At 72.6% G+C, this 22,436-nt stretch carries 16 protein-coding genes; 9 read left to right on the forward strand and 7 right to left on the reverse strand.

What is annotated here, in order from left to right; genetic code table 11:
* Positions 1–181: 181 nt before the first annotated feature.
* Entirely contained in the window at positions 182–1,039 is an 858-nt protein-coding gene (locus tag ABZU99_RS31480; protein ID WP_355949695.1) for a hypothetical protein, read from the forward strand.
* 147 nt (positions 1,040–1,186) lie between these two features.
* On the opposite strand, the gene disA is transcribed toward ABZU99_RS31480, so the two are convergent.
* Together disA and radA are read right to left on the reverse strand one after the other, a co-directional pair.
* A complete protein-coding gene (gene disA, locus ABZU99_RS31485) occupies positions 1,187–2,245 on the reverse strand; it encodes a DNA integrity scanning diadenylate cyclase DisA (RefSeq protein WP_355949747.1) in 1,059 nt (352 codons plus the stop codon).
* 257 nt (positions 2,246–2,502) lie between these two features.
* Positions 2,503–3,924 (reverse strand): DNA repair protein RadA, encoded by a 1,422-nt coding sequence (gene radA / locus ABZU99_RS31490; protein WP_355949697.1) that lies wholly within the window; start codon positions 3,922–3,924, stop codon positions 2,503–2,505.
* Positions 3,925–4,136: 212 nt separating this feature from the next.
* Here radA and ABZU99_RS31495 point away from each other — a divergent pair, with 212 nt between their 5' ends.
* On the forward strand, positions 4,137–6,038 hold the full coding sequence (locus ABZU99_RS31495) for a sigma-70 family RNA polymerase sigma factor (RefSeq protein WP_355949750.1): 1,902 nt from the start codon (positions 4,137–4,139) through the stop codon (positions 6,036–6,038).
* A 112-nt stretch (positions 6,039–6,150) separates the two neighbouring features.
* Here the strand turns inward: ABZU99_RS31495 and ABZU99_RS31500 are convergent, their stop codons facing one another.
* The gene (locus tag ABZU99_RS31500) at positions 6,151–6,990 is read right to left on the reverse strand and encodes a hypothetical protein (protein ID WP_355949700.1); all 840 of its coding nucleotides are present in this window, start codon (positions 6,988–6,990) and stop codon (positions 6,151–6,153) included.
* Between the two features lie 83 nt (positions 6,991–7,073).
* On the opposite strand from ABZU99_RS31500, the gene ABZU99_RS31505 reads away from it, so the two are divergent.
* The 4 genes from ABZU99_RS31505 to ilvD all read left to right on the forward strand — a co-directional run bounded on the left by ABZU99_RS31505 (position 7,074) and on the right by ilvD (position 11,579).
* Entirely contained in the window at positions 7,074–8,003 is a 930-nt protein-coding gene (locus ABZU99_RS31505) for a Ppx/GppA phosphatase family protein (RefSeq protein ID WP_355949703.1), read from the forward strand.
* A 68-nt stretch (positions 8,004–8,071) separates the two neighbouring features.
* Positions 8,072–8,917, forward strand: coding sequence for a sugar phosphate isomerase/epimerase (locus ABZU99_RS31510; protein WP_355949705.1), 846 nt, complete (start codon positions 8,072–8,074; stop codon positions 8,915–8,917).
* A complete protein-coding gene (locus ABZU99_RS31515; RefSeq protein WP_355949708.1) occupies positions 8,914–9,549 on the forward strand; it encodes a TetR family transcriptional regulator in 636 nt (211 codons plus the stop codon). The genes ABZU99_RS31510 and ABZU99_RS31515 overlap by 4 nt, the downstream gene beginning before the upstream one ends.
* 179 nt (positions 9,550–9,728) lie before the next feature.
* Complete coding sequence (ilvD, locus tag ABZU99_RS31520; protein WP_355949710.1) at positions 9,729–11,579, forward strand: dihydroxy-acid dehydratase; 1,851 nt, start codon at positions 9,729–9,731, stop codon at positions 11,577–11,579.
* A 196-nt stretch (positions 11,580–11,775) separates the two neighbouring features.
* Here the strand turns inward: ilvD and ABZU99_RS31525 are convergent, their stop codons facing one another.
* On the reverse strand, positions 11,776–14,013 hold the full coding sequence (locus ABZU99_RS31525; protein WP_355949753.1) for a protein kinase: 2,238 nt from the start codon (positions 14,011–14,013) through the stop codon (positions 11,776–11,778).
* A 145-nt stretch (positions 14,014–14,158) separates the two neighbouring features.
* On the opposite strand from ABZU99_RS31525, the gene ABZU99_RS31530 reads away from it, so the two are divergent.
* Positions 14,159–14,503 carry an SH3 domain-containing protein gene (locus tag ABZU99_RS31530; RefSeq protein ID WP_355949712.1) on the forward strand — a complete coding sequence of 115 codons (345 nt, stop codon included), beginning with the start codon at positions 14,159–14,161 and terminating at the stop codon, positions 14,501–14,503.
* 57 nt (positions 14,504–14,560) lie between these two features.
* On the opposite strand, the gene ABZU99_RS31535 is transcribed toward ABZU99_RS31530, so the two are convergent.
* On the reverse strand, positions 14,561–16,834 hold the full coding sequence (locus tag ABZU99_RS31535; RefSeq protein WP_355949715.1) for a protein kinase: 2,274 nt from the start codon (positions 16,832–16,834) through the stop codon (positions 14,561–14,563).
* A 265-nt stretch (positions 16,835–17,099) separates the two neighbouring features.
* On the opposite strand from ABZU99_RS31535, the gene ABZU99_RS31540 reads away from it, so the two are divergent.
* On the forward strand, positions 17,100–17,282 hold the full coding sequence (locus ABZU99_RS31540; RefSeq protein ID WP_355949756.1) for a hypothetical protein: 183 nt from the start codon (positions 17,100–17,102) through the stop codon (positions 17,280–17,282).
* A gap of 169 nt (positions 17,283–17,451) precedes the next feature.
* On the opposite strand, the gene ABZU99_RS31545 is transcribed toward ABZU99_RS31540, so the two are convergent.
* Positions 17,452–19,014 (reverse strand): SulP family inorganic anion transporter, encoded by a 1,563-nt coding sequence (locus ABZU99_RS31545; protein ID WP_355949718.1) that lies wholly within the window; start codon positions 19,012–19,014, stop codon positions 17,452–17,454.
* Between the two features lie 850 nt (positions 19,015–19,864).
* Between ABZU99_RS31545 and proC the strand changes: the two genes are divergently transcribed.
* Positions 19,865–20,674 (forward strand): pyrroline-5-carboxylate reductase, encoded by an 810-nt coding sequence (gene proC, locus ABZU99_RS31550; RefSeq protein WP_355949722.1) that lies wholly within the window; start codon positions 19,865–19,867, stop codon positions 20,672–20,674.
* A gap of 144 nt (positions 20,675–20,818) precedes the next feature.
* Here the strand turns inward: proC and trpS are convergent, their stop codons facing one another.
* The gene (trpS, locus tag ABZU99_RS31555; RefSeq protein WP_356048277.1) at positions 20,819–21,838 is read right to left on the reverse strand and encodes a tryptophan--tRNA ligase; all 1,020 of its coding nucleotides are present in this window, start codon (positions 21,836–21,838) and stop codon (positions 20,819–20,821) included.
* Positions 21,839–22,436 lie beyond the last annotated feature (598 nt).

Genomic DNA, 22,436 nt, shown 5'->3' on the forward strand with positions numbered 1-22,436 from the left:
GTCGAGCTGGTCGGCACCCGTACGAAAAAGTGCAATCCGGGCGGCTGTGCGGGAACGGATGGCCGCTTGCCGTGCCCGGGTGCGGCCCCCGGTGCCGGATCCGGTCCGATCATGAGAAAAGTAGGGGCGCCGACGGCGGTTATTGGCTGGTAGCGCTCCCGATCTCTCGTAGAGTTTCCGCGTGGGATCTCTGCGCAATCCGATCGGGCCGCTCCCCTCCTCCATCTACTGGCGGCGGAGGGCCGTTGCGCTGGCCCTCCTCGTCGCCATCGCGCTTCTCGTCATCTGGGCCTTCGGCTGGGGTGGTTCGGGCGGCGGCGGAAGCGATGAGGGCAAGGGCCCCGGCGGCGGGCCCGCGAGCACCATCACCCCCGGGCCCTCCTCGTCCGGGCCGGTGAACAGTCAACGGCCGGGCGGGCGCGACGAATCGGACAACGGCGGCACCGGGTCCGGCGACACCGGCGGTTCCGGCAGCGGCGGTTCGGGCGGCGGCGCCGAGGAGAGCGGCGGCGGCGCGGGCGGCGGCTCCGGCGGGGCGAGCGGCTCCGGCGGCGGTTCGGGCGGTGGCGCCGACGGCATCGGCACCGGGACCGGGCAGAGCCTGCCGGTCGGATCGAGCCTGCCGGACTGCACGCGCGGGGACGTCGAGCTGACCGTGCGCAGCGTCAAGGACTCGAAGGCCAAGAACACCTACGCCCCGGGTGAGAAGCCCACGTTCGAGATCGTCGTGAAGAACTCCTCCAAGAGCTCCTGCAAGGTCGATTTCGGCCGCGCGGCGGCCTCACTGACCATCACCGACGCGGACAACGCCCACATCTGGGCCTCCGGCGACTGCCCGGAGGGCAGCGCCACCGCACTGGTCGAGGTGCCGGGCTCGGGCGAGACCAAGCGGACCGTGCGCTGGGACCGCAAGCGCAGCGCCGAGCACTGCGCGACCCCGAAGGGCAGCACGTCGGCCGAGCCCGGTACGTACCTGGTGGAGGCGGAGCTCGACGGGATCGGTACGGCCCAGGTGTCATTCGTCCTCGAGAAGGACTAAGCGGATGCGGTGAAGTTCGCCGCTGATCCCTCGCCGTTCGGCCTGGCCGAGGGCTTGGACGCCGAGAAGGATCAGCACTTGACTTCGCCGTAACCGCTTAGAGAAGGCCCGGATTCCGGGGCGCCGCCCCGGAATCCGCCGCCCGGCTCAGACGTACCGCTCCAGAATCGACGACTCGGCCAGCCGCGAGAGGCCCTCACGGACCGAGCGGGCCCGGGCCTCGCCCACGCCGTCCACCATCTGGAGATCGTCCACGCTCGCCGCCAGCAGCTTCTGCAGGCCCCCGAAGTGCTCGACCAGCCGCTCGATGATGGCACCCGGGAGCCGGGGGACCTTCGCCAGCAGCCGGAAACCGCGCGGCGAGACCGCTGAGTCGAGGGTCTCCGGCGAGCCCGTGTAGCCCAGCGCCCGTGCCACGATGGGCAGTTCGAGCAGCTCGGCGTGGGAGAGCCGGTCCAGCTCGGCCAGCGCGTCCGCGACCGTGCGGCTGCGCTTGGCGGTCGGCTCGGGGACGTAGTCCCGTGCGACCAGCTCCCGCTCCGGCTCGACGCCCGCGATCAGCTCGTCCAGCTGGAGGGAGAGCAGTCGCCCGTCGGTGCCCAGTTCGACCACGTACTCGGCGATCTCGGTGGCGATGCGCCGCACCATCTCCAGCCGCTGCGCGACCGCGCTCACATCCCGGACCGTGACCAGATCCTCGATCTCCAGCGCCGAGAGCGTGCCCGCGACCTCGTCGAGGCGGAGCTTGTAGCGCTCCAGGGTGGCCAGCGCCTGGTTGGCGCGGGAGAGGATCGCCGCCGAATCCTCCAGCACTCGCCGCTGCCCGCCCACATACAGCGCGATCAGCCGCATGGACTGGCTGACGGACACCACGGGGAACCCGGTCTGGATGGAGACGCGCTGCGCGGTGCGGTGCCGGGTGCCGGTCTCCTCGGTGGGGATCGCCGCGTCCGGGACGAGCTGCACCCCCGCCCGCACGATCTTGGTGATGTCCTTGTCGAGGACCAGCGCGCCGTCCAGCTTGCACAGCTCGCGCAGCCGGGTCGCGGTGAACTCCACATCGATGACGAAGCCGCCGGTGCACAGCGACTCGACGGTCTTGTCCGTGCCGAGCACGATGAGCCCGCCCGTATTGCCGCGGAGCACGCGCTCAAGGCCATCACGCAGCGCCGTACCGGGCGCGACCGCGCTCAGGGAGGCACGCATCAGACCGTCGGCCTTGCCGGGAGCCGATGCCCGGTCGCCTGCTGCCACTGCACTCCTCCGTCGCAAGGTCTGTCGGTGCCGCCAGTCGCCCTGCCGCGCCGGTGTCCGAGGCCACGTACGGGCGAGACCAGGGCAAAGTCTACCGGCGGTCACCGGCCTCCCGTGGGGGCTCCCGGCGTACGCCCGAACGCGCGAACCGGAGTGCGGCTCCCCCTGTCCCACACCCCGCCCCGCTCACCGCCCGGCCGGCCGCGCCCTCACCCGGCCGCCTCCGCGCCCGCCCGGCCCCGTTCGCCCCGCTCACGGCGGGGCAGCACCCGCAGCGCCTCCCCGATGTCCGCGACCTCCAGCACCCGCATCCCGTCGGGGATCCGGCCCGGGTCGGCCGGCACCAGGGCGTGGGTGAAGCCGAGCCGGGAGGCCTCGGACAGCCGCCGCTGCACCCCCGTGACCCGCCGGACCTCACCCGCGAGCCCCACTTCGCCGATCGCCACCAGATTCTTCGGCAGCGGGGTGTCGCTGGCGGCGCTGGCCAGCGCGAGCGCGACGGCGAGGTCCGCCGCGGGCTCGGAGAGCTTCACCCCGCCGACCGTCGCGCTGTAGATGTCGCGCTTGCCGAGCGCGCTGATCCGCCCGCGCTGCTCCAGCACGGCCAGCATCATCGACACCCGGGAGGTCTCCAGACCGGAGGTGGTGCGGCGGGGCGAGGGGATCTGGGAGTCGACGGTGAGCGCCTGCACCTCGGCCACCAGCGGCCGGCGGCCCTCCAGGGTGACGGTCAGACAGGTGCCCGGCACCGGTTCGGCACGGCGGGTGAGGAAGAGCCCGGAGGGGTCGGTGAGGCCGGTGATGCCCTCGTCGTGCAGCTCGAAACAGCCCACCTCGTCCGTCGCCCCGTAGCGGTTCTTCACGCCGCGGACCAGCCGCAGCCGGGCGTGCCGGTCGCCCTCGAAGTGCAGGACGACATCGACGAGGTGCTCCAGCAGCCGCGGGCCCGCGATGGCGCCGTCCTTGGTGACATGGCCCACCAGCAGCGTGGACATGCCGCGCTCCTTGGAGGCGCGGATGAGCGCCCCGGCGACCTCGCGAACCTGGGCCATCCCGCCGGGCGCGCCGTCGATCTCGGGCGAGGCGACGGTCTGGACGGAGTCCACGACCAGCAGCGAGGGCTTGACCGAGTCAAGATGGCCGAGGACCGCGGAGAGGTCGGTCTCGGCGGCGAGGTAGAGATGCTCGCTCAGCGCGCCGATGCGGTCGGCGCGCAGCCGCACCTGGCTCGCCGACTCCTCACCCGTGATGTACAGCGTCCGGTGGTCGTCGGACGCGGCCTTGGCGGCGACGTCGAGCAGCAGCGTGGACTTGCCCACCCCGGGCTCCCCGGCGAACAGGACGACGGCGCCGGGGACGAGCCCGCCGCCGAGCACCCGGTCCAGCTCGTCCACCCCGGTGGACCGGGCGGTGGCCTGACGGCCGTCGACCTGGCCGATGGGCAGGGCGGCCGAGGTGACCCGGCCGGGCGCGGTGGTCCGCACCGCGGGCGCGCCGTACTCCTCGACCGTGCCCCACGCCTGGCACTCCGGGCAGCGGCCGAGCCACTTGGCGGTGGTCCAGCCGCATTCGGTGCAGCGGTAGGAGGGCCGGTCCTTGGCGGATGTGCGGGAGGAGCTACGGGCAGCCATGCCGTAACGCTAGCGTCGGCCACCGACAGCGGACCGAGCGCCCCGGAGGCGAACCGGGCGCTGTGGTGACGTACAGCCCCGGGGCGCATAGCAGGTTGGGGACGACGGAGCAGGACACCTGTCCCCTTATGAGGGAGATGGTCACCCGTAAGGGTTAAAACTGCGCAAGTGGCGCGAGGAAGTCTGCATCATCCGCCTACGGTCGCCGAGTGATGAGCAGCAGGCCCGAGCACTCGACACACGCCACCGGCGCACACCGGGCGCAGCGCCGTGCGCCCCGCGTCACCACCACGCGCCCCCAGCGGCCTCCCGAGCGCTACGAGCCATATCTGGACGGCCTGTTCACCTACTGCCTGTCGGTCCTGTGCGAGCACGACGCCGCGGCCGCCACCGTCGGCGATGTGCTGGCCGTGGCCGAGCGCCGGCGCGGCCGGGGGCGGAAGCGCGCCCCGGCCGAGGGCGAGCTGAGCCGCCCCTGGCTCTACGCGGTCGCCCGCTGGGCCTGTCTGCGCAAGCTCGCCGAGTTGAGGGAGCGGCAGGAGCACCGGGGGCTGCGGGACCGAAAGGGCGTCAGGGCGCGCGAGGCCGGTCACTACGGTCAGGTCGGTCAGGTCGGTCAGGTCGGTCAGGTCGGCCAGGACGGCCACTACGGACAGGACGGTCAGGTCGGCCAGGAGAACGACCCGCGGGGCCGGACGGGGAGCCGGACGGGGGCGGACACCCCGCCGGGCACCGCGCGGCACGGCGCCGAGGCCGAGCTGCCCGAGCCCATCGCCGCCCAGCGCCGCCGTGAACTGGCCGCGCTCGCCTGGCCCGAGGCAGCCGGCACCACCGCCGAGCAGCGCGAGGCGCTGGAGCTCGCCGTGCGCCATCAGCTCACCCCGCCCGAGGTGGCCGCCGCGCTCGGCAAGGACCACGACGAGACCCGCGCCCTGCTCGCCAGCGCCGCCTGCGAGGTGGAGCGGACCCGCGCCGCGCTCGCCGTAGTCGAGCTGGGCCACTGCCCGGTGGTCGCGCGACTCGCGGGCGACACCCAGGTGCTGTTCTCCGCCGCCCTCCGCCGTGAGCTGGTGCGCCATGTGGACGACTGCCGGGAGTGCCGCCGGATGGCCGAGCGGGCCACGGCGGACGGCCCCTGGCCCGGTACGGCGGCGGCGCCCGCCGCTCTGCCGGTGCTGGAGGCGCCGCGTGCCGAAGTGCACGCCGCGATGCTGTGCGCGCTCAGCGGCCGCCCCGCGCGCGTCGGCTCGGGTCCGCGCTTCGACCGGCGCGGCTTCCCGCTGGACCCCCAGGACCGGGTCGCGCGCCGTAGCCGGATGCGCAGCCGCGCGCTGACCACGACGGTGGTCGCCACGGTCGTGGCGGCGCCCGTGCTCGCCCTGTGGGCCGCCTACCGGGGCGCGCCGCTCGCCGGTGACGAGCACGACACGGACTCGGTGGCCGCCGCGGGCGTGGACGGCGCGGACCAGGCCCCGGCCGGTCAGGACCGGCCGGCCCGGCGCTCGTACGAGCAGGCGGGCAGCGCGCAGGACCGTTCCGGCGCGCGAGTCGGCCCGGGCCGGGACGCCAAGGCCGGCAAGCGGGGGCCCGATGTGTCGGTCGAGGTCATCGCCGCGGACGGCGCGGTGGAGCGGCCGGACGGGAAGGACGGCAAGGGCGGTGAGGCGCCACGGCCGGACGGTTCTCCCGGCGGCAGCCGCTCGGGAGGCCGCTCCGGGCCCACCCGGCCGACGCCCGGCCCGGGGCGGCTGACAGTCGAGGCCCAGCCGCGTGGCGATGTGACGGTCATCACCCTCACGGCGTCGGGTGGCGCTCCGGTGCGCTGGTCGGCGTCCACCGGGGCGGCGTGGCTCCAGCTGAACCACACGGCCGGGGTGCTGCGCCCCGGAGAGTCCACGACCATCACGGTGTCGGTGGACCGCGACCGGGAGCCGGCCGGGCACTGGAGCGCCCGGGTCACGGTGGCGCCGTCGGGCGCGATGGTGGTGATCGAGGGCCGGGGCGCGGCCCCTGCGCCGACGCCGACCCCGAGCGGCCCCTCCGGCAGCCCCAGCCCCACGCCGGGCGACCCGTCCCCCGCGCCGTCGGGCTCGCCCGCCGCCAAGGGCCGGTGAGGGCTGGAGCGCTAAGCGGTTACGGCGAACCCAAGTGCTGATCCTTCTCGGCGTCCAAGCCCTCGGCCAGGCCGAACGGCGAGGGATCAGCGGCGAACTTCACCGCATCCGCTCAGACCGGGTCGGCCGGGTGCGGCGCCACCAGCGGGAGCGAGGACGCCAGTCGCTGCCCGCAGATCTCGGCCAGCCGGTCATATCCGGCCTTGCCCATCAGCTCCGTGAGCTCCGGCCGGTAGGACACGTACACCGGCTCGCCGCCCCCGTGCGCCGAGGTCGCCGAGGTGCACCACCAGTGCAGATCGTGGCCGCCGGGGCCCCAGCCGCGGCGGTCGTACTCGGCGATGGTGATCTGGAGCACCCGGGTCTCGTCCGGCCGGTCGATCCAGTCGTACGACCGCCGGATCGGCAGCTGCCAGCAGACGTCCGGCTTGGTCTCCAGCGGCTCGCGCCCCTCCCGCAGGGCCAGGATGTGCAGGGCGCAGCCCGCCCCGCCGGAGAAGCCCGGGCGGTTCTGGAAGATGCACGAGCCCTCGTACCGCCGGGTCTGGCGCTCCCCGTCGTCCTCGTCCTCCTGCACCCAGCCCGAGGCGTGGCCCACGTCGTGGAACTGCCAGATCTCCGGGGTGAGCCGGGCCATCTCGCGCGCGACGCGCCGCTCGTCGTCCTCGTCCGAGAAGTGCGCGCCCAGGGTGCAGCAGCCGTCACTGGCGCGCCCGGCCTGGATCCCCTGGCAGCCCTGGCCGAAGATGCAGGTCCAGCGGGAGGTCAGCCAGGTCAGGTCGCATCGGAAGACCTGTTCGTCGTCGGCCGGGTCGGGGAATTCGACCCACGCGCGGGCGAAGTCCAGACCGGTCTCGTCGTCCTCGGCGGGGGAGGGGATCGGCTCCTCGATCCCCCGCTCCGGGGCGCCCTTCCGGGTTTTGTCCTGCTTCGCCTTTTTCGTCTTAGCCACGGTGCAAGCGTATGCCCCATGGCCAAAAGCGGGAGGCCGGGACCCGTGCATGACGTCACACCCCGCGCAGTAGCGTTCCGGCCATGAGACTCGGTGTCCTCGATGTGGGTTCGAATACGGTCCATCTACTGGTGGTGGACGCACACCGCGGCGCGCGCCCGCTGCCCGCTCACTCGCACAAGGCGGAGCTGCGGCTGGCGGAACTCCTCGACGGCGACGGAGCCATCGGCTCCGAGGGCGTCGACCGCCTGATCGCGGTGGTCAAGGAGGCGCTGCAGGCCGCCGAGGACAAGGGCGTGGAGGACGTCCTGCCGTTCGCGACCTCCGCCGTCCGCGAGGCGGCCAACGCCGATGACGTCCTCGCCCGGGTCACCGACGAGACCGGCGTACGGCTCCAGGTGCTCAGCGGCGAGGACGAGGCGCGGCTCACGTTTCTGGCCGCCCGCCGCTGGTACGGCTGGTCGGCCGGAAAGCTGCTGGTCCTGGACATCGGCGGCGGTTCACTGGAGATCGCGTACGGCATCGACGAGGAGCCCGACGCGGCCGTCTCGCTGCCGCTGGGCGCCGGCCGGCTGACGGCCTCCTGGCTGCCCGGCGACCCGCCCGACCCGGCGGACGTACGGGCGCTGCGGCGCCATGCGCGGGCCGAGATCGCCCGGACCGTGGGCGACTTCAGCCGCCATGGCACACCCGACCATGTGGTCGCCACCTCCAAGACCTTCCGCCAGCTGGCCAGGATCGCGGGCGCCGCCCGCTCCGGCGAGGGGCTGTACGTCCAGCGCCGGCTCACCCGGCGGGCGCTGGAGGAGTGGGTGCCCAAGCTGGCCGCCATGCCCGCGCACGAGCGCGCCGGGCTGCCCGGGGTGTCCGAGGGGCGGGCGGGGCAGCTGCTGGCCGGGGCGCTGGTCGCCGAGGGGGTGATGGATCTGTTCGGCGTCGATGAGCTGGAGATCTGCCCGTGGGCGCTGCGCGAGGGGGTCATTCTGCGCCGCCTGGACCACCTGCCGACGTGACGGGAGGACGTGACGTGACCAGTGGTGCTGGTTTAGCGACTCCGGGCAGCCGCCGTACGCTGTCCTTCGTGACAGAGCCAGTGGTGCGCATCCCGGATGCGAAGGTCGCGCTGTCCACGGCCTCGGTCTATCCGGAGTCGACGGCGACGGCCTTCGAGATCGCCGCACGGCTGGGCTACGACGGTGTCGAGGTCATGGTGTGGACCGATCCGGTCAGCCAGGACATCGAGTCGCTGCGTCGGCTCTCGGACTACCACGGGGTGCCGATCCTCGCCGTGCACGCGCCCTGCCTGCTGATCACCCAGCGGGTGTGGTCGACCGACCCATGGGTCAAGCTGCAGCGGGCGAAGGCGGCGGCCGAGCGGCTCGGCGCGTCCACCGTCGTGGTCCATCCGCCCTTCCGATGGCAGCGGAACTATGCCCGGGAGTTCGTCAGCGGAATCTGGCGGATGGCGGACGAGACCGATGTGCGGTTCGCGGTCGAGAACATGTACCCGTGGCGGTATCGCGACCGCGAGATGCTCGCGTACGCCCCGGCCTGGGACGTCACCCAGGACGACTACCGCCACTTCACGATCGATCTGTCGCACACCGCGACCGCCCGTACGGACGCGCTGGACATGGTGGGCCGGATGGGCGACCGGCTCGCCCATATCCACCTCGCCGACGGCCAGGGCTCCAACAAGGACGAGCACCTGGTCCCCGGGCGCGGCTCCCAGCCCTGCGCCGAGCTGCTGGAGCGGCTGGCGGCGACCGGGTTCGACGGCAATGTGGTGGTCGAGGTCAACACCCGGCGGGCGATGTCCACGGCCGAGCGCGAGGCCGACCTGGCGGAGGCCCTGGCCTTCACCCGGCTGCATCTTGCCTCGCCGGCCCCCGCTTCCCGGAAGCGCGGGAGGGTGTCCGGCTCATGACCTCCGCGACGCCTCCGCCCCCGCCCGCCGCCGGTCCGCGCAGGCGCGGCCGTCCGCCTCGGGCCGACTCCGCCGACGGGCCCGCCGCCCGTGACCGGATCCTGACCGCGGCGCGCAACGAGTTCGCCGAGCGCGGCTACGACAAGGCCTCGATCCGCGGTATCGCCAAGGCGGCGGAGGTCGACCCCGCGCTGGTCCACCACTACTTCGGCACCAAGGAGCAGGTCTTCGAGGCGGCCGTCGAGCTGAGCATGGCGCCCGCCATGGGAGTCCCGGACGCGGTGCACGGCGACCGGGAGGGTGCGGGGGAGCGCCTGGCCCGCTATATGTTCTCCATCTGGGAGAACCCCGTCACCCGGCTGCCGGTGCTGGCCGTGATGCGCTCCGCGCTGACCAATGAGACCGCCGCCGCGGTGCTGCGCGGCATGATCGAGCGGCGGGTGCTGGTACGGATGGCGGGGGAGCTGGACGTCCCCGACCCAGAGTTCCGGGCGCAGCTGGCGGCCGGGCACATGATCGGGATCGCGATGCTCCGCTACGTGATCAAGATGGAGCCGATGGCCTCGGCGACGGTGGACGACATCGTCGCCATGGTGGCCCCCGCCCTCCAGCGCTATCTGACCGAGAGCTGACCCGAGAGCTGACCCGAGAGCTGACATAGCTGACACAGAGAGCTGATCGGGCCCTTCCGGGGAGTGAGCCACCCGTCCCGCGATCCGGACGCACCGTCCGGATCGCGGATTCCAGGCGTAGAGTCAGAAGACTCCGAGCTGATTCCACACGATCCACTCCGACGAGGGAGCCGAGCACCGTGCCCGAGCTGAGGTCTCGCACCGTCACCCATGGCCGCAATATGGCGGGCGCGCGCGCCCTGATGCAGGCATCCGGCGTAGCGCGCGAGGACTTCGGCAAGCCGATCATCGCCGTGGCCAACAGCTTCACGGAGTTCGTGCCCGGCCATACGCACCTCCAGCCGGTCGGCCGGATCGTCAGCGAGGCGATCCACGCGGCGGGCGGCATCGCGCGCGAGTTCAACACCATCGCGGTGGACGACGGCATCGCCATGGGCCACGGCGGGATGCTCTACAGCCTCCCCTCCCGCGACCTGATCGCCGATTCCGTCGAGTACATGGTCGAGGCGCACTGCGCGGACGCGCTGATCTGCATCTCCAACTGCGACAAGATCACGCCCGGCATGCTGATGGCCGCGATGCGCCTCAACATCCCGGCCGTCTTCGTCTCCGGCGGCCCGATGGAGGCCGGCCGGGCCACGCTCGTCGACGGCACCGTCCGCAAGCTGGACCTGATCAACGCGATCTCGGACGCGGTCAACGAGAACGTCTCGGACGAGGACATCCTCCGGATCGAGCAGAACGCCTGCCCCACCTGCGGCTCCTGTTCCGGCATGTTCACCGCCAACTCGATGAACTGCCTGACCGAGGCGATCGGCCTCTCCCTGCCGGGCAACGGCTCGGTGCTGGCCACCCACACCGCCCGCAAGGCGCTCTACGAGACGGCCGGCCGTACGGTCGTGGAGATCACCAAGCGCCACTACGAGCAGGACGACCACACCGTTCTGCCGCGCTCCATCGGCACCCGCGCCGCCTTCGACAACGCCATGGCGCTCGACATCGCCATGGGCGGCTCGACCAACACGATCCTGCATCTGCTGGCCGCCGCCCAGGAGGCCGGTCTCGACTACGACCTGAAGGACATCGACGAGGTCTCCCGCCGGGTGCCCTGCCTGGCCAAGGTCGCCCCGAACGTCGCCCCCGGCGGCACGTACTACATGGAGGACGTGCACCGCGCCGGCGGCATCCCGGCGATCCTCGGCGAGCTGTTCCGCGGCGGGCTGCTGAACGAGGACGTCCACTCCGTGCACAGCTCCTCGCTCGCCGACTGGCTCAAGACCTGGGACGTGCGCGGCGGTTCGCCGTCGGCCGAGGCCGTCGAGCTGTGGCACGCGGCCCCCGGCTGCAAGCGCTCCGCCACCGCCTTCTCGCAGTCCGAGCGCTGGGACTCCCTGGACACGGACGCCGCCGGCGGCTGCATCCGCGACCTGGAGCACGCCTACTCCAAGGACGGCGGGCTCGCCGTCCTCAAGGGCAACCTCGCCGAGGACGGCTGCGTCGTGAAGACCGCGGGCGTCGACGAGTCCATCTGGACCTTCGAAGGCCCGGCCGTGGTCTGCGAATCGCAGGAGGAGGCCGTCGAGCGCATCCTGAACAAGCAGGTCAAGGAGGGCGACGTCGTCGTCATCCGCTACGAGGGCCCCAAGGGCGGCCCCGGCATGCAGGAGATGCTCTACCCCACCTCCTTCCTCAAGGGCCGGGGCCTGGGCAAGGCCTGCGCGCTGATCACCGACGGCCGCTTCTCCGGCGGCACCTCGGGCCTGTCCATCGGCCACGCCTCGCCCGAGGCGGCGTCCGGCGGCACCATCGCCCTCGTCGAGGAGGGCGACCGGATTCGCATCGACATCCCCGGCCGCACCATCGAACTGCTGGTGAGTGACGAGGAGTTGGCGGCCCGCCGCGAGGCGCTCGGCGGCGTCCACGCCCCGAAGAACCGCGAGCGCAAGGTCTCCACGGCGCTGCGCGCCTACGCGGCGATGGCCACCAGCGCGGACAAGGGCGCGGTGCGGGACATCAGCCGCCTCGGCTGACACGTCGCCCTTCGGCTCGGTCGCCGGTTCTCTCCCCGCCGCGGCAGTCGCCCGGCACCCGGGGCTTCTGCCACCAGGGGCCGCCCTGTGCGCCGGTCCTCCATGGCCCGACCGGGAGCACTCGGAGTGGGGCCCGTCCCCTGGCGCGGCCGGAACAGCGGATTGACGGGAAGCCGGAGCGGGCCCGGCCAGGCGGCTACCAGGCGGCCGGGTTCCGGGTGGCCACGGCGAAGACCGTGCCGTCCGGGGCCGTCGCGAACACCTTGCCGTCCGCCGTCACCGGCGCGGGCACCAGGGCCAGAAAGCCCTGGTCGGCACGGCCCGTGCGCGGCCGGGTCTGGCCGAGCAGCTCGCCCCGGTCGGCGTCCACGGCCAGCAGCCGGCCGTCCGCCGCCGAGAAGTAGAGCCGACCGCCCTCGGCCACCAGCGGTGAGGCGTTCGCCACCGAGGTCTCCAGGCGCCAGCGCTGCGGCTTCGCCGCGCCCTCGCGGCCGGTGTCCACGGCCACCAACCCCCCGTCCGCGCCCAGCAGATACACCTGGTCGCCCAGGCTGACGGCGCTGGCAGCGGAGACCGGAACGGTCAGCGCGGCCCGCCGCACGGCGCGCCGCGCCGGGTCGTAGCGGACGACGGCGGTGGTCTGGGTCTGCAGGTCGGTCTCGGTCAGCAGAAGGCCGGTCCCGGGGCCGGGGCCGACCGGGGTGAGGTACCCGTCGAGCGAGCGGTGCCAGCGCGTCGTACCGCGGACCGTGTCGACCGCCGTGACCAGGGTGTGCGAGCCGTCGCCGGAGGTGGTGACGGCGTAGGCGGTGTGGCCGTCGCCGTACGAGAAGAAGACGGGCCGGGCGTGGCCGGGCAGCGCATGGTGCCAGCGCTCCCGGTTGGTCGCGCCGTTCACCGCCGTGACGGTGCCGTCCGGCGCGACCAGCAGCACGCTGTCGCCCGCGGTGTAGACCCCGCCCTCGTATCCGGACACATCGCGGCTCCAGCGGACGCGGTGGGTCCGGGGGTCCAGCGCCTTCAGCCGCTTCCCGTCCGGCGACACCATCCGCACCAGACCGCCGGAGAGCTCGGGCGCCGTGATGACCCCCTCGCCCTTGCTCCCGCCCGAGGGGCCCGCCGCGGACGGCCGCGACCAGGCCACCCGGCCATCGGCAGGATCGACCCGGGCGGCCTCGACGCCGCGCCGCGCGCAGTACAGGGCGCCGTCGCCGTAGGAGCAGTACGCGGGCCGCGCCCCCTCGCCCGATCGCTTGCCACCGCTCAGCCGGATCTGCCAAGGCCGCCACGCCGCCGTGGTCGCCGCGCTGATCCGCGGCTGCCGACCGCCGGACGAGTCCGGTTGCTCGAGCCGGCTCAGCGCCACGCCCGTGCCCGCGCCCAGCACGACGACGGCCGCGAGCCCGGCCAGCGCCCACCGCCGCATGCCGCGGCGCCGCGCCACCGGCTCGGCGGCGGGCGCCGCCTTCTCATGCGTCCGCGCGTCGTCGGCACCGTCCGGTACGGGGTCGCTCACCGCGCCGCCGCCACCGGGCAACGAGTGCGGATCCGGCGTCCGTTGCTGCGGTACGAGCGCGACGGGCCCGCGCTCGACGGGCGGCTGGGGGCCGCGGACCGTGTGCAGCTCCGTCATCAGGGCGTCGGGGGTGGGGCGGTCGTCCGGGTCCTTGGCCAGGCAGCGCCGGATGAGCGGCAGCAGCTCATCCGGTACTCCCGCCAGATCCGCCTCGTCGTGCACCACCTGGTACGCCACGATGTACGGACTCTCGGACTCGAATGGTCCGCGCCCGGTGGCCGCGTGCACCAGCACCGAGCCCAGCGTGAACACATCGGCGGCCGGTCCCACCGCGCGCGGTCGCTGGAACTGCTCGGGCGCCATGAACGGCGGCGTACCGATCAACTTGCCGGTCTCCGTGCGCAGTTCACTGTCGGAGGCCCGGGAGATACCGAAGTCGATGACCTTCGGGCCGTCCGCCGCGAGCAGCACATTGCTCGGCTTGAGATCGCGGTGCACCACGCCCGCCCGATGGATGTCGCGCAGCGCCTCCGCGAGCCCCGCCGCCAGCCGCACCACCTCATCCGACGCCAACGGGCCGCTCCGCTTGACGTGTTCGGAGAGGGTCGGGCCGGGGATGTAGAGGGTGGCCATCCAGGGGCGGCCGGCATCCGGATCGGCGTCCACGACGGGTGCGGTGAACGCTCCGCTGACCCGCCGCACGGCCGCCACCTCCTGCCGGAACCGCGCCCGGAACTCGGGGTCTTCGGCGTATGCGGCATGCACGACCTTGACCGCGAGCCGTCGTCCCGACGGTGAGCGGGCCAGATGGACAACGCCCATGCCCCCGGAGCCGAGGCGCGCCTCGAGCCGGTACTGCCCGGCGTATTCCGGATCCTCCGCTTCCGGGCCTGTCCCGGCACTGCGCAGCGGCGGCATTGCCCACCCCCGTGAATTCGGCCGCAGTCGCGACTCGGCGAGCCTAGTCGATGACATGTGCGAGCCTTGTTAGCCTCCGCATGTCGTGCCACTTCACACGACATGTGCACAACTTCGGAAAGAAGTTCAACGGGGGAGGGGCCACATGGCCATCGAAGAGACCGCTGTGCCCACCGAGACCGCTGTGCCCACCGAGACCGCGGAGGCCGTCGGGGCCGCGGAGGCCGTCGGGGCCGCCGGTGCGGCCACCTATCCGACCGCGCCCGGCTACCGGGTGAACGTCCGCAGCGGGCCGGGCACCAACCACCGGCTCGTCAAGGTGCTGCCGGCCAACACCCGCGTCACCATCCGCTGCCAGCAGCGCGGCCAGAAGGTGTCGGGTCCCTACGGCACCACGGACATCTGGGACCGCATCGCGCCGGGCCAGTATGTCTCGGACGCGTATGTGAAGACGGGCAGCGACGGCTTCGTCGCAGGCGCCTGCGGCTGAGCGCTGCGGCTGAGCGATTCGGCTGAGCCCCGCGGCCGGCCGCTCTGCGGCGACGGCTCAACGGCGCCCGCTCGCGGGGGACTTCACCGGCGGGCCGCCCCTGGTGGGCGGCGCGCCGGGGAGGGGCTTCGCGTTCGGATGCAGCGGGTCCACCGAGAACAGCGTCCCATCGCTGGCCAGCGCCACCACCGCGCCACCCATCCGCAGCACCTGCGTCGACTCCAGACCGCCGCCCGAGCCGCTGGACCCGCTGCGCGCGGCGGTCTGCCACAGCTCCTCGCCGGTGCGCAGATTCAGCGCGAGCAGCCGTCCGCTGCCGCTGCACAGATAGACCGCGTTCTCGGGTGCCGACACCCGCGGCGCCCCGAGCCGCTCCACAGTCGTCGGCCGGCTCCACACCTGCCGCCCGCTGCCCGCGTCGACCGCCGTGACCCGGCCGCTCTCCTGCACGAAGTAGAGCCGGCCGTCGATGAGCGTGGCCGTGCCCTGGGCGTTGCGGGGGAGCTTCACCTTCCGCTGGGCGCCGGTGCGGGTGTCCACCCGGATCACATACGGGTAGGGCTTGCCTCCGTAAGCGGCGCCGTCGCCGTCGCCGGCCGGCAGTATCAGCAGATCCCGGCCGTCCACGCCCAGCGTCTCCTCGGGGTTCGCCAGCCGGGCCAGCCGGGTCGGGGTGCCGTCGCGCGGGTCGAGCCGCAGCAGGGTGGCGCGCGGATCCTTGGCGTCCGGGTCCACGCACTCGGCGTACGGCACCCCGTCGTACGCCTCGGCCGCGCAGCTCTGTCCCTTGGGCGCGGGCATTGTCCACAGCTTCTCGCCCGTGGTCGTCCGCCAGGCGGTCAGTGAGCGGTCGCCCCGGTCGCTGTCCAGCACCGCATGGCCGAACAGGACCGCGTCGGCGCCATCGCTCACCTCGCGCGACCATGTCTTCCGGCCCGAATCCGCGTCCAGCGCGATCACCCGGGTGGGCCCGTCGGACGGGCTGTCGTGAACGAGCACGCGTCCGTCCCGTATCCCGATCGGGCCACTGGTGAGCAGCCCGCTCTCGTCACTGGTCGGCAGGTCGGGGGTGTGCCAGTCGACATGGCCCGTGACCCCGTCGACCCGGACCGTCGGGAAGCCGCTGCCGCCGCAGTAGAGCTTCGTACCGGCCCGGGCGCACTGTCCGGCGACATCGTCACCCACGAACGGCAGCCCGTCCGACGGCGTGGGGACGGGGCCCGCCGCCTTGACGAGCGAGATCTGCCACGGCTGCCACCCGTCCGGGAGCGCGATCGCCCGCCCGGAGCCGGCCGGCTCGCCGCCCGTCCCGGCCGAGCCGGTCGTACGGACCCCACTGCTGTGCGACGCGACCAGCGCGAGCGTGCCGCCGCCGAGCGCGAGCGCGCCCGCGACGGCCACCGTGGCGAGGACGGGACGGCGCCGGTGGATCCCGCTGAGCGTGGTCGACCAGGTGCGCTCACCGCGCCAGGTCCGCCTCCCCTTCCGGCCCGCGCCGCCGGCCGCCCGGACCTCGCCGCTCTCCGGCAGTCCGGCGAACAGCCGGCCCAGCTCGGCGAGGCCGGGCCGGGCGTCCGGATCCTTGGCCAGACAGCGCTCGACGATGCCCCGCAGCGGCTGGGCGACCTCCTCCAGCGCGGGCGGTTCATGGACCACCTGGTACGCCGTCATATACGGCGACTCGGCGTCGAAGGGGCTGCGCCCGATCGCCGCGTACACCAGCAGCGCGCCGAGCGAGAAGACATCCGAGGCGCCGGTCACCTCGCGCGGCCGGCTCAGCTGCTCGGGCGACATGAACGGCGGGGTGCCCATCACCCGGCCCGTCACGGTGAGCGCCTGGTTGTCCGCGGCCCGGGAGATCCCGAAGTCGATCACGCGCGGACCGTCGTCCGCCATCAGCACATTCGCGGGCTTGAGATCGCGGTGCACCACACCCGCCCGGTGGATGTCGCCCAGTGCCTCGGTCAGCCCCAGCGCCAGCTGCCGCAGCTCCGCAGCGTCCAGCGGCCCGCCGTCCGTCAACCGCTCGGAGAGGGTGGGCCCGGGGACGTAGAGCGTGGCCATCCAGGGGCGCTCGGCATCAGCGTCCGCGTCCACGACGGGTGCGGTGAACGCCCCGCTGACCCGCCGCGCCGCCGCGACCTCCTGCCGGAAGCGGGTCCGGAACTCCTCGTCCTCCGCGAACTGCGCATGGACGACCTTGACGGCCACCTGTCTGCCCGAGACCGAGCGCGCCAGATAGACGACGCCCATGCCGCCGGAGCCCAGCCGGTCCCGCGGCTCGTAGTCGCCGATCGTCTTCGGATCCCCGGCGCTCAGCGGCACCGTCATCCCTCCCCTCGGCCCCCCGTCCCGTGGCCTCAGCCTAAACGGCGCGTCCGGGGGAGGAGCAGGGCGACCCCGGGCCCGGCGTACGCACCGTCCGCGTCCCCAACGGGCAGGCCCCCGGCGCCAGTAGGGGCGCCGTTGGTTGATTCGGGGCTCGCGTGACGCCGGCCTTCAAGACCCGGTTGTGGTCTTGAAGGCCGACGTTGTCGTACGGGGTGGGTGCGGATGTCGGCAGCCGAGCGGGCCGAGTGAGGTTCCGGCGGAGACGGTGCGGGTAGCGCGGGCCGCGTTTTCCGAAGGGCGGTCCGGCGATCCGCACCAGCTCACCGGCGCCGCGATCAACCTCGCCCGCATCGACGCCCACCTCACCGGCACACCCCGGGCCCGCACCCGCACCAGCCACTTCGCAGCACTCGGCCCCGCTGAGCCGAAGCCCAGCGGGGCCGAGTAACAGCCCCCCCTAATTAACCAACATTTCGTCCCAGTAGGCGCCGGGGGCCGATGACCTGGGAGGGGCGGCTGAGCGGATGCGGTGAAGTTCGCCGCTGATCCCTCGCCGTTCGGCCTGGCCGAGGGCTTGGACGCCGAGAAGGATCAGCACTTGACTTCGCCGTAACCGCTCAGGCCGGGATCCGCTCCTCGGTGGCCGCCGCATGGCTGACCACCGCGTTGTGCCGCTCGGCCCAGGTGGCCAGCGCCATACCGCAGGCGTGGTCCACATGGCGCAGCCCGCGCAGGTCCAGCTCCACGGGGCGCTCCCGGGGCAGCGCCTCCAGCTCGTCCAGCAGCTTGGGCAGCCGCAGGAAGGTGGCGTTGCCGAGCACCCGGACGCGCAGCGGCTTCTCGTCCTCCCCGGCGCCCTTGGCCGCCTCGTTGCCGAGTTCGCCGGCCTCCACCTGGCTGACCTCGACATGAACATGCGAGGTCGCCCAGGCGGTCTTGGCCACCGCCATCAGCAGCCCGATGATGACGCCCTCGAACATATTGGTGATCACGATCGCGCCGGCGGTCACGATCAGCACCACGGCCTCGCCCCGGTGCTCCCGCCACAGCGGGCCCAGGTCCTTGACCGGAATCAGCTTCCAGCCCGCGTGCACCAGCACACCCGCCAGCGCCGCCACCGGGATGACACCGAGGGCGGCCGGGAAGAGCACCGCGAAGACCAGGAGCCACACACCGTGCAGCACCCGCGAGACCTTCGTCCTCGCGCCCGCCTGCACATTGGCCGCACTCCGTACGATCACCGCAGTCATCGGCAGCGCGCCGAGCACACCGCACAGCGCGTTGCCCGCGCCCTGCGCCATGAGCTCCTTGTCGTAGTCGGTGCGCGGACCGTCGTGCAGCCGGTCCACGGCCGCCGCGCTGAACAGGGACTCGGCCGAGGCGATCAGTGTGAAGGCGACGATGGTCCCGATGACTCCCACCTCGGCCAGCGCCGTGAATTCACTGCCGCCGGGCGGCTGCACGGCGTCCAGCAGGCCCTGCACCTCGACCCGGGCCACCGGCAGATCGAGCGCCGCGGTGGCGAGGGTCGCGAGCGCGACCGCCACCAGCGGCGCGGGCAGCACCTTGGCCCCCCGGCGGAAGCGCGGCCACAGCACCAGTACCGCGATCGTTCCGGCGCCCACGGCGACGGCCTTCAGCGCGCCGGCCGAACCGGCCACGTCCCCGATGAGCCCCGGCATCCCGCCGAGTTTGTCGAGGCCGCTGCTCGGCGCCTTGGCGTCGGCGAGCGCGTACAGCTGTCCGGCGATCAGCACCAGGCCGATGCCCGCGAGCATGCCCTGCACCACGGCGACCGAGATCGCGCGGAACCAGCGGCCCAGGCGCAGCGCGCCCATCGCCAGCTGGAGCAGTCCGGCCGCCAGGACGAGGACGCCCAGTGCCGCGAGGCCGTATTTCTCCACCGCCTCGTAGACGAGCACCGTCAGGCCCGCGGCGGGGCCGCTCACCTGCAGGCTGCTGCCCGGCAGAAAGCCGGTGACCAGCCCGCCGACGATGCCGGTGATCAGGCCGAGCTCGGCCGGCACACCGGAGGCGACCGCCACGCCCACGCACAGTGGCACGGCGACGAGGAAGACGACGAGAGAAGCGGTGAAGTCGGCGCGGAGCGTCCCGGCGCCGTGGGATGAACCTGAGGTGCCTGCGGCACCCCGGAAACGGTCGAGAAGAGTGTTCTGCATGAGGGTTGCCTCCAGTGCGCCCCGTCGCCGGCTCATGGGCAGGCGAGGGCATGGCATAGCGCTACGTCAGTGGGATCGATGGAATCGGTCGCTGGCGGTTGAGATCGCTTGCTGATGAGCACCGTGAGATGCGCGAGGGGACCGCCGGGCTACGACGGTGTAGCTCTCAGCAGCGGAAGACCTGGAGGACGAGGGGCACTTCGCCCGATCTCGACACGGGAACGGCCTGGCGTTCCGTGAGGGATGTGGTGATGGCGGTACGCCGCACCGGCAGACCGGAATCGCAACCGCACACACATCCGTATTTGCCGCTCGGGGTGGGAGCGGTGAGGGGGGCCCGCCCGCCGCGGAGCCCCTGGCAATCCTCTGCCCCGGCGTCGTGGTGCGGGGAGGCGGCCTCGACGACGAGGCGCGGATCGGCGGATGCGGTTGCGCTGATCGCCTCGGGGTGAGTGACCTGCGCGGACGCGCAGTCCGCCGCGATGAAGAGGGCGAGTAATACGGATACCGTGGCTAACAGGGCGCGAGCGGTATGCCGGATCGTCCTCACCATCGCCCCCCTCCTGCACGTATCGACACCTGATCCCATTCTGTCCAGATCACCGTGACCATTTGCAAGTCGATATGTGACCAACTTGTGAACTCGGAGTCACCGAAGAGGAGCCGTCGGCTCCGATCGCCCCGGCGGACGCGGGCGCGGACGGCCCCGGGGGTCACGCTGGGCACTCGGGTGAAATTTAAATCGTCGGGTGATGAATAAAGCGTGGACAGAGCAGGCTGCCGGAGGGCCGCCATGCGAGGATGGCGGGGGTAACCGCTCCACGCAGCGAGGCACGAGGAGAGCCACACCATGACGGAGAAGGTCGCCGTGCTCGGCACGGGAAAGATCGGCGAAGCCCTTCTCAGCGGAATGATCAGAGGCGGCTGGGCGCCGTCCGATCTGCTGGTCACCGCCCGCCGGCCCGAGCGGGCAGAGGAGCTCCGGACCCGCTACGGCGTCGAGGCCGTCTCCAACGCCGAAGCCGCCAAGATCGCCGACACCCTCATCCTCACCGTCAAGCCCCAGGACATGGGGACGCTCCTCGACGAGCTCGCCCCGCACGTCCCCACCGACCGGCTGGTCATCTCCGGTGCCGCCGGCATCCCCACCTCCTTCTTCGAGGACCGGCTGGCCGCGGGCACCCCGGTCGTCCGGGTCATGACCAACACCCCCGCGCTGGTCGACGAGGCCATGTCCGTCATCTCGGCGGGCAGCCACGCCACGGAGGAGCACCTCGCCCACGCCGAGCGGATCTTCGGTGGCGTCGGCAAGACCCTCCGCGTCCCCGAGTCGCAGCAGGACGCGGCGACCGCGCTCTCCGGCTCCGGCCCGGCGTACTTCTACTTCCTCGTCGAGGCCATGACCGACGCGGGCATCCTGCTCGGCCTGCCCCGCGACAAGGCCCATGACCTGATCGTCCAGGCCGCCATCGGCGCGGCGGTGATGCTGCGCGACAGCGACGAGCACCCGGTCAAGCTGCGCGAGGCCGTGACCTCCCCGGCGGGCACCACCATCAACGCCATCCGCGAGCTGGAGAGCCACGGGGTGCGCGCCGCGCTGATCGCCGCCCTGGAGGCGGCCCGCGACCGCAGCCGCGAGCTCGCCTCCGGCAACAGCTGACCGCCGCGGCGCGCCTGCTCCCCGCCCGGCTTCTCCCGATCCGGCGGCCAAGGGGGCGGCCTTCCTACGCGGCGGGGCCGCGTAGGAAGCGGGAAGGACCGGAGCGGGGACGACCGGAGCGGGGACGAACCCCGGCGGCAGAACTCAGGCGGGCGGCAACAGCCCGGCCGCCTCATACGCCGCGTCCACCCGGGGCCGGGCCAGCCCCCGCGCCCGCTCCGCCCCGGCCCGCAGCACCCCGTCCACATACGACGGATCGGCGCACAGCTCGGCATGCCGGGCCCGGACCGGCCGCAGCAGCTCCACCACCGCCTCGGCCGTCGCCCGCTTCAGGGCGCCGTACGAGGCGTACTCCCCGGCCAGCACCTCCGGCTTGCCGCCCGTGCACGAGGCCAGCACATCCAGCAGATTCGCCACGCCCGGCTGCTCCGTCCGGTCGTACCGGACCTCGCTCCCGCTGTCCGTCACCGCCCGCAGGATCTTCCTGCGCACCGCGTCCTCCTCATCGAGCAGATAGACGATCCCGGCCGTCTCGGCGTGCGACTTCCCCATCTTCGCGGCCGGATCCCGCAGATCCATCACCCGCGCGGCAACCCCCGGAGGTGTCGCCCGCGGCACGGTGAAGACCGACCCGTACCGCTGGTTGAACCGCTGCGCCAGATCCCGGGTCAGCTCGACATGCTGCGTCTGATCGTCGCCGACCGGCACCTCATGCGCCCCGTACGCCAGGATGTCGGCCGCCATCAGCGCCGGATAGGTGAGCAGCGACAGCCGTACGCTTCCGCCCCGCGCCGCCTCCCGCGAGGCCTTCTCCTTGTACTGGATCATCCGCCGCAGCTCGCCGTCGGTGGCCGTGCACTCCATAAGAAAGGACAGCCGGGCATGCTCGTCCACATGGCTCTGCACGAAGACCGTGCACCGCGCGGGGTCGAGACCGCAGGCCAGCAGTAGCGTGGCGGCCTGACGGGTGAGCCGCCGCACCCTGGCCGGATCGTGCTCCACGGTGAGCGCGTGCAGATCGACGACGCAGAACAGCGCATCGGCCCGGTGCTGGTCCTCCTGGACCCACCGGCGGATGGCACCGAGGTAGTTGCCGAGCGTCAGATGCCCGGTCGGCTTGACCCCGCTGAAGATCCGGGGCCGCGACGTCTTCGTATGTCCCATGTCTCTGTCATCTCCCGCTGTCAGGGACCGCCGGTCCGGCCGGCCGGGCTTCGCGGGGGAGGGGATACGCGAACGGCCGCCGGAGCGGCGGCCGTGGTGGATGCATGCGCTGATCGGCCGCCGTCAGGCGGCCCACCACTGTGGGTGTGCGCATGGGTACGTCATGACACAGACGGTACGCCCGGAAATATCTTTTCGCCAGAGGTTGCCACCCCCCGGAGCGCCGTGTAAGGTTCTTCGAGTTGCCACGGAGCCCGCAGGGTCCGGGGCGACCTTCACGCCGCACCGGCGGCACACCACTACTGCACGGCCCCTCATCGGGATGGATTTCGGTATGCCGAAATTCGGAACGGAAGCTCGATTATGAGCATCGGAGGGAATCCGCTAAAGTAGTGGACACGCCAGAAGGCGCGAAAGACCCCGCTCCAACAGGGGGCCGGAAACGGAATTCGGACCGGAAACGGAACGGAAAACGGATCTGGTAAGGTTGGAAACACGAAGAACGAAGGGAAGCGCCCGGAGAAACCGGTGAAACGGTTTCGAAGGAAGCGTCCGTTCCTTGAGAACTCAACAGCGTGCCAAAAGTCAACGCCAGATA

Origin of the sequence: Streptomyces sp. NPDC005266 (genome assembly GCF_040607655.1) — a bacterium.
In the GTDB taxonomy this organism is placed as follows: domain Bacteria; phylum Actinomycetota; class Actinomycetes; order Streptomycetales; family Streptomycetaceae; genus Streptomyces.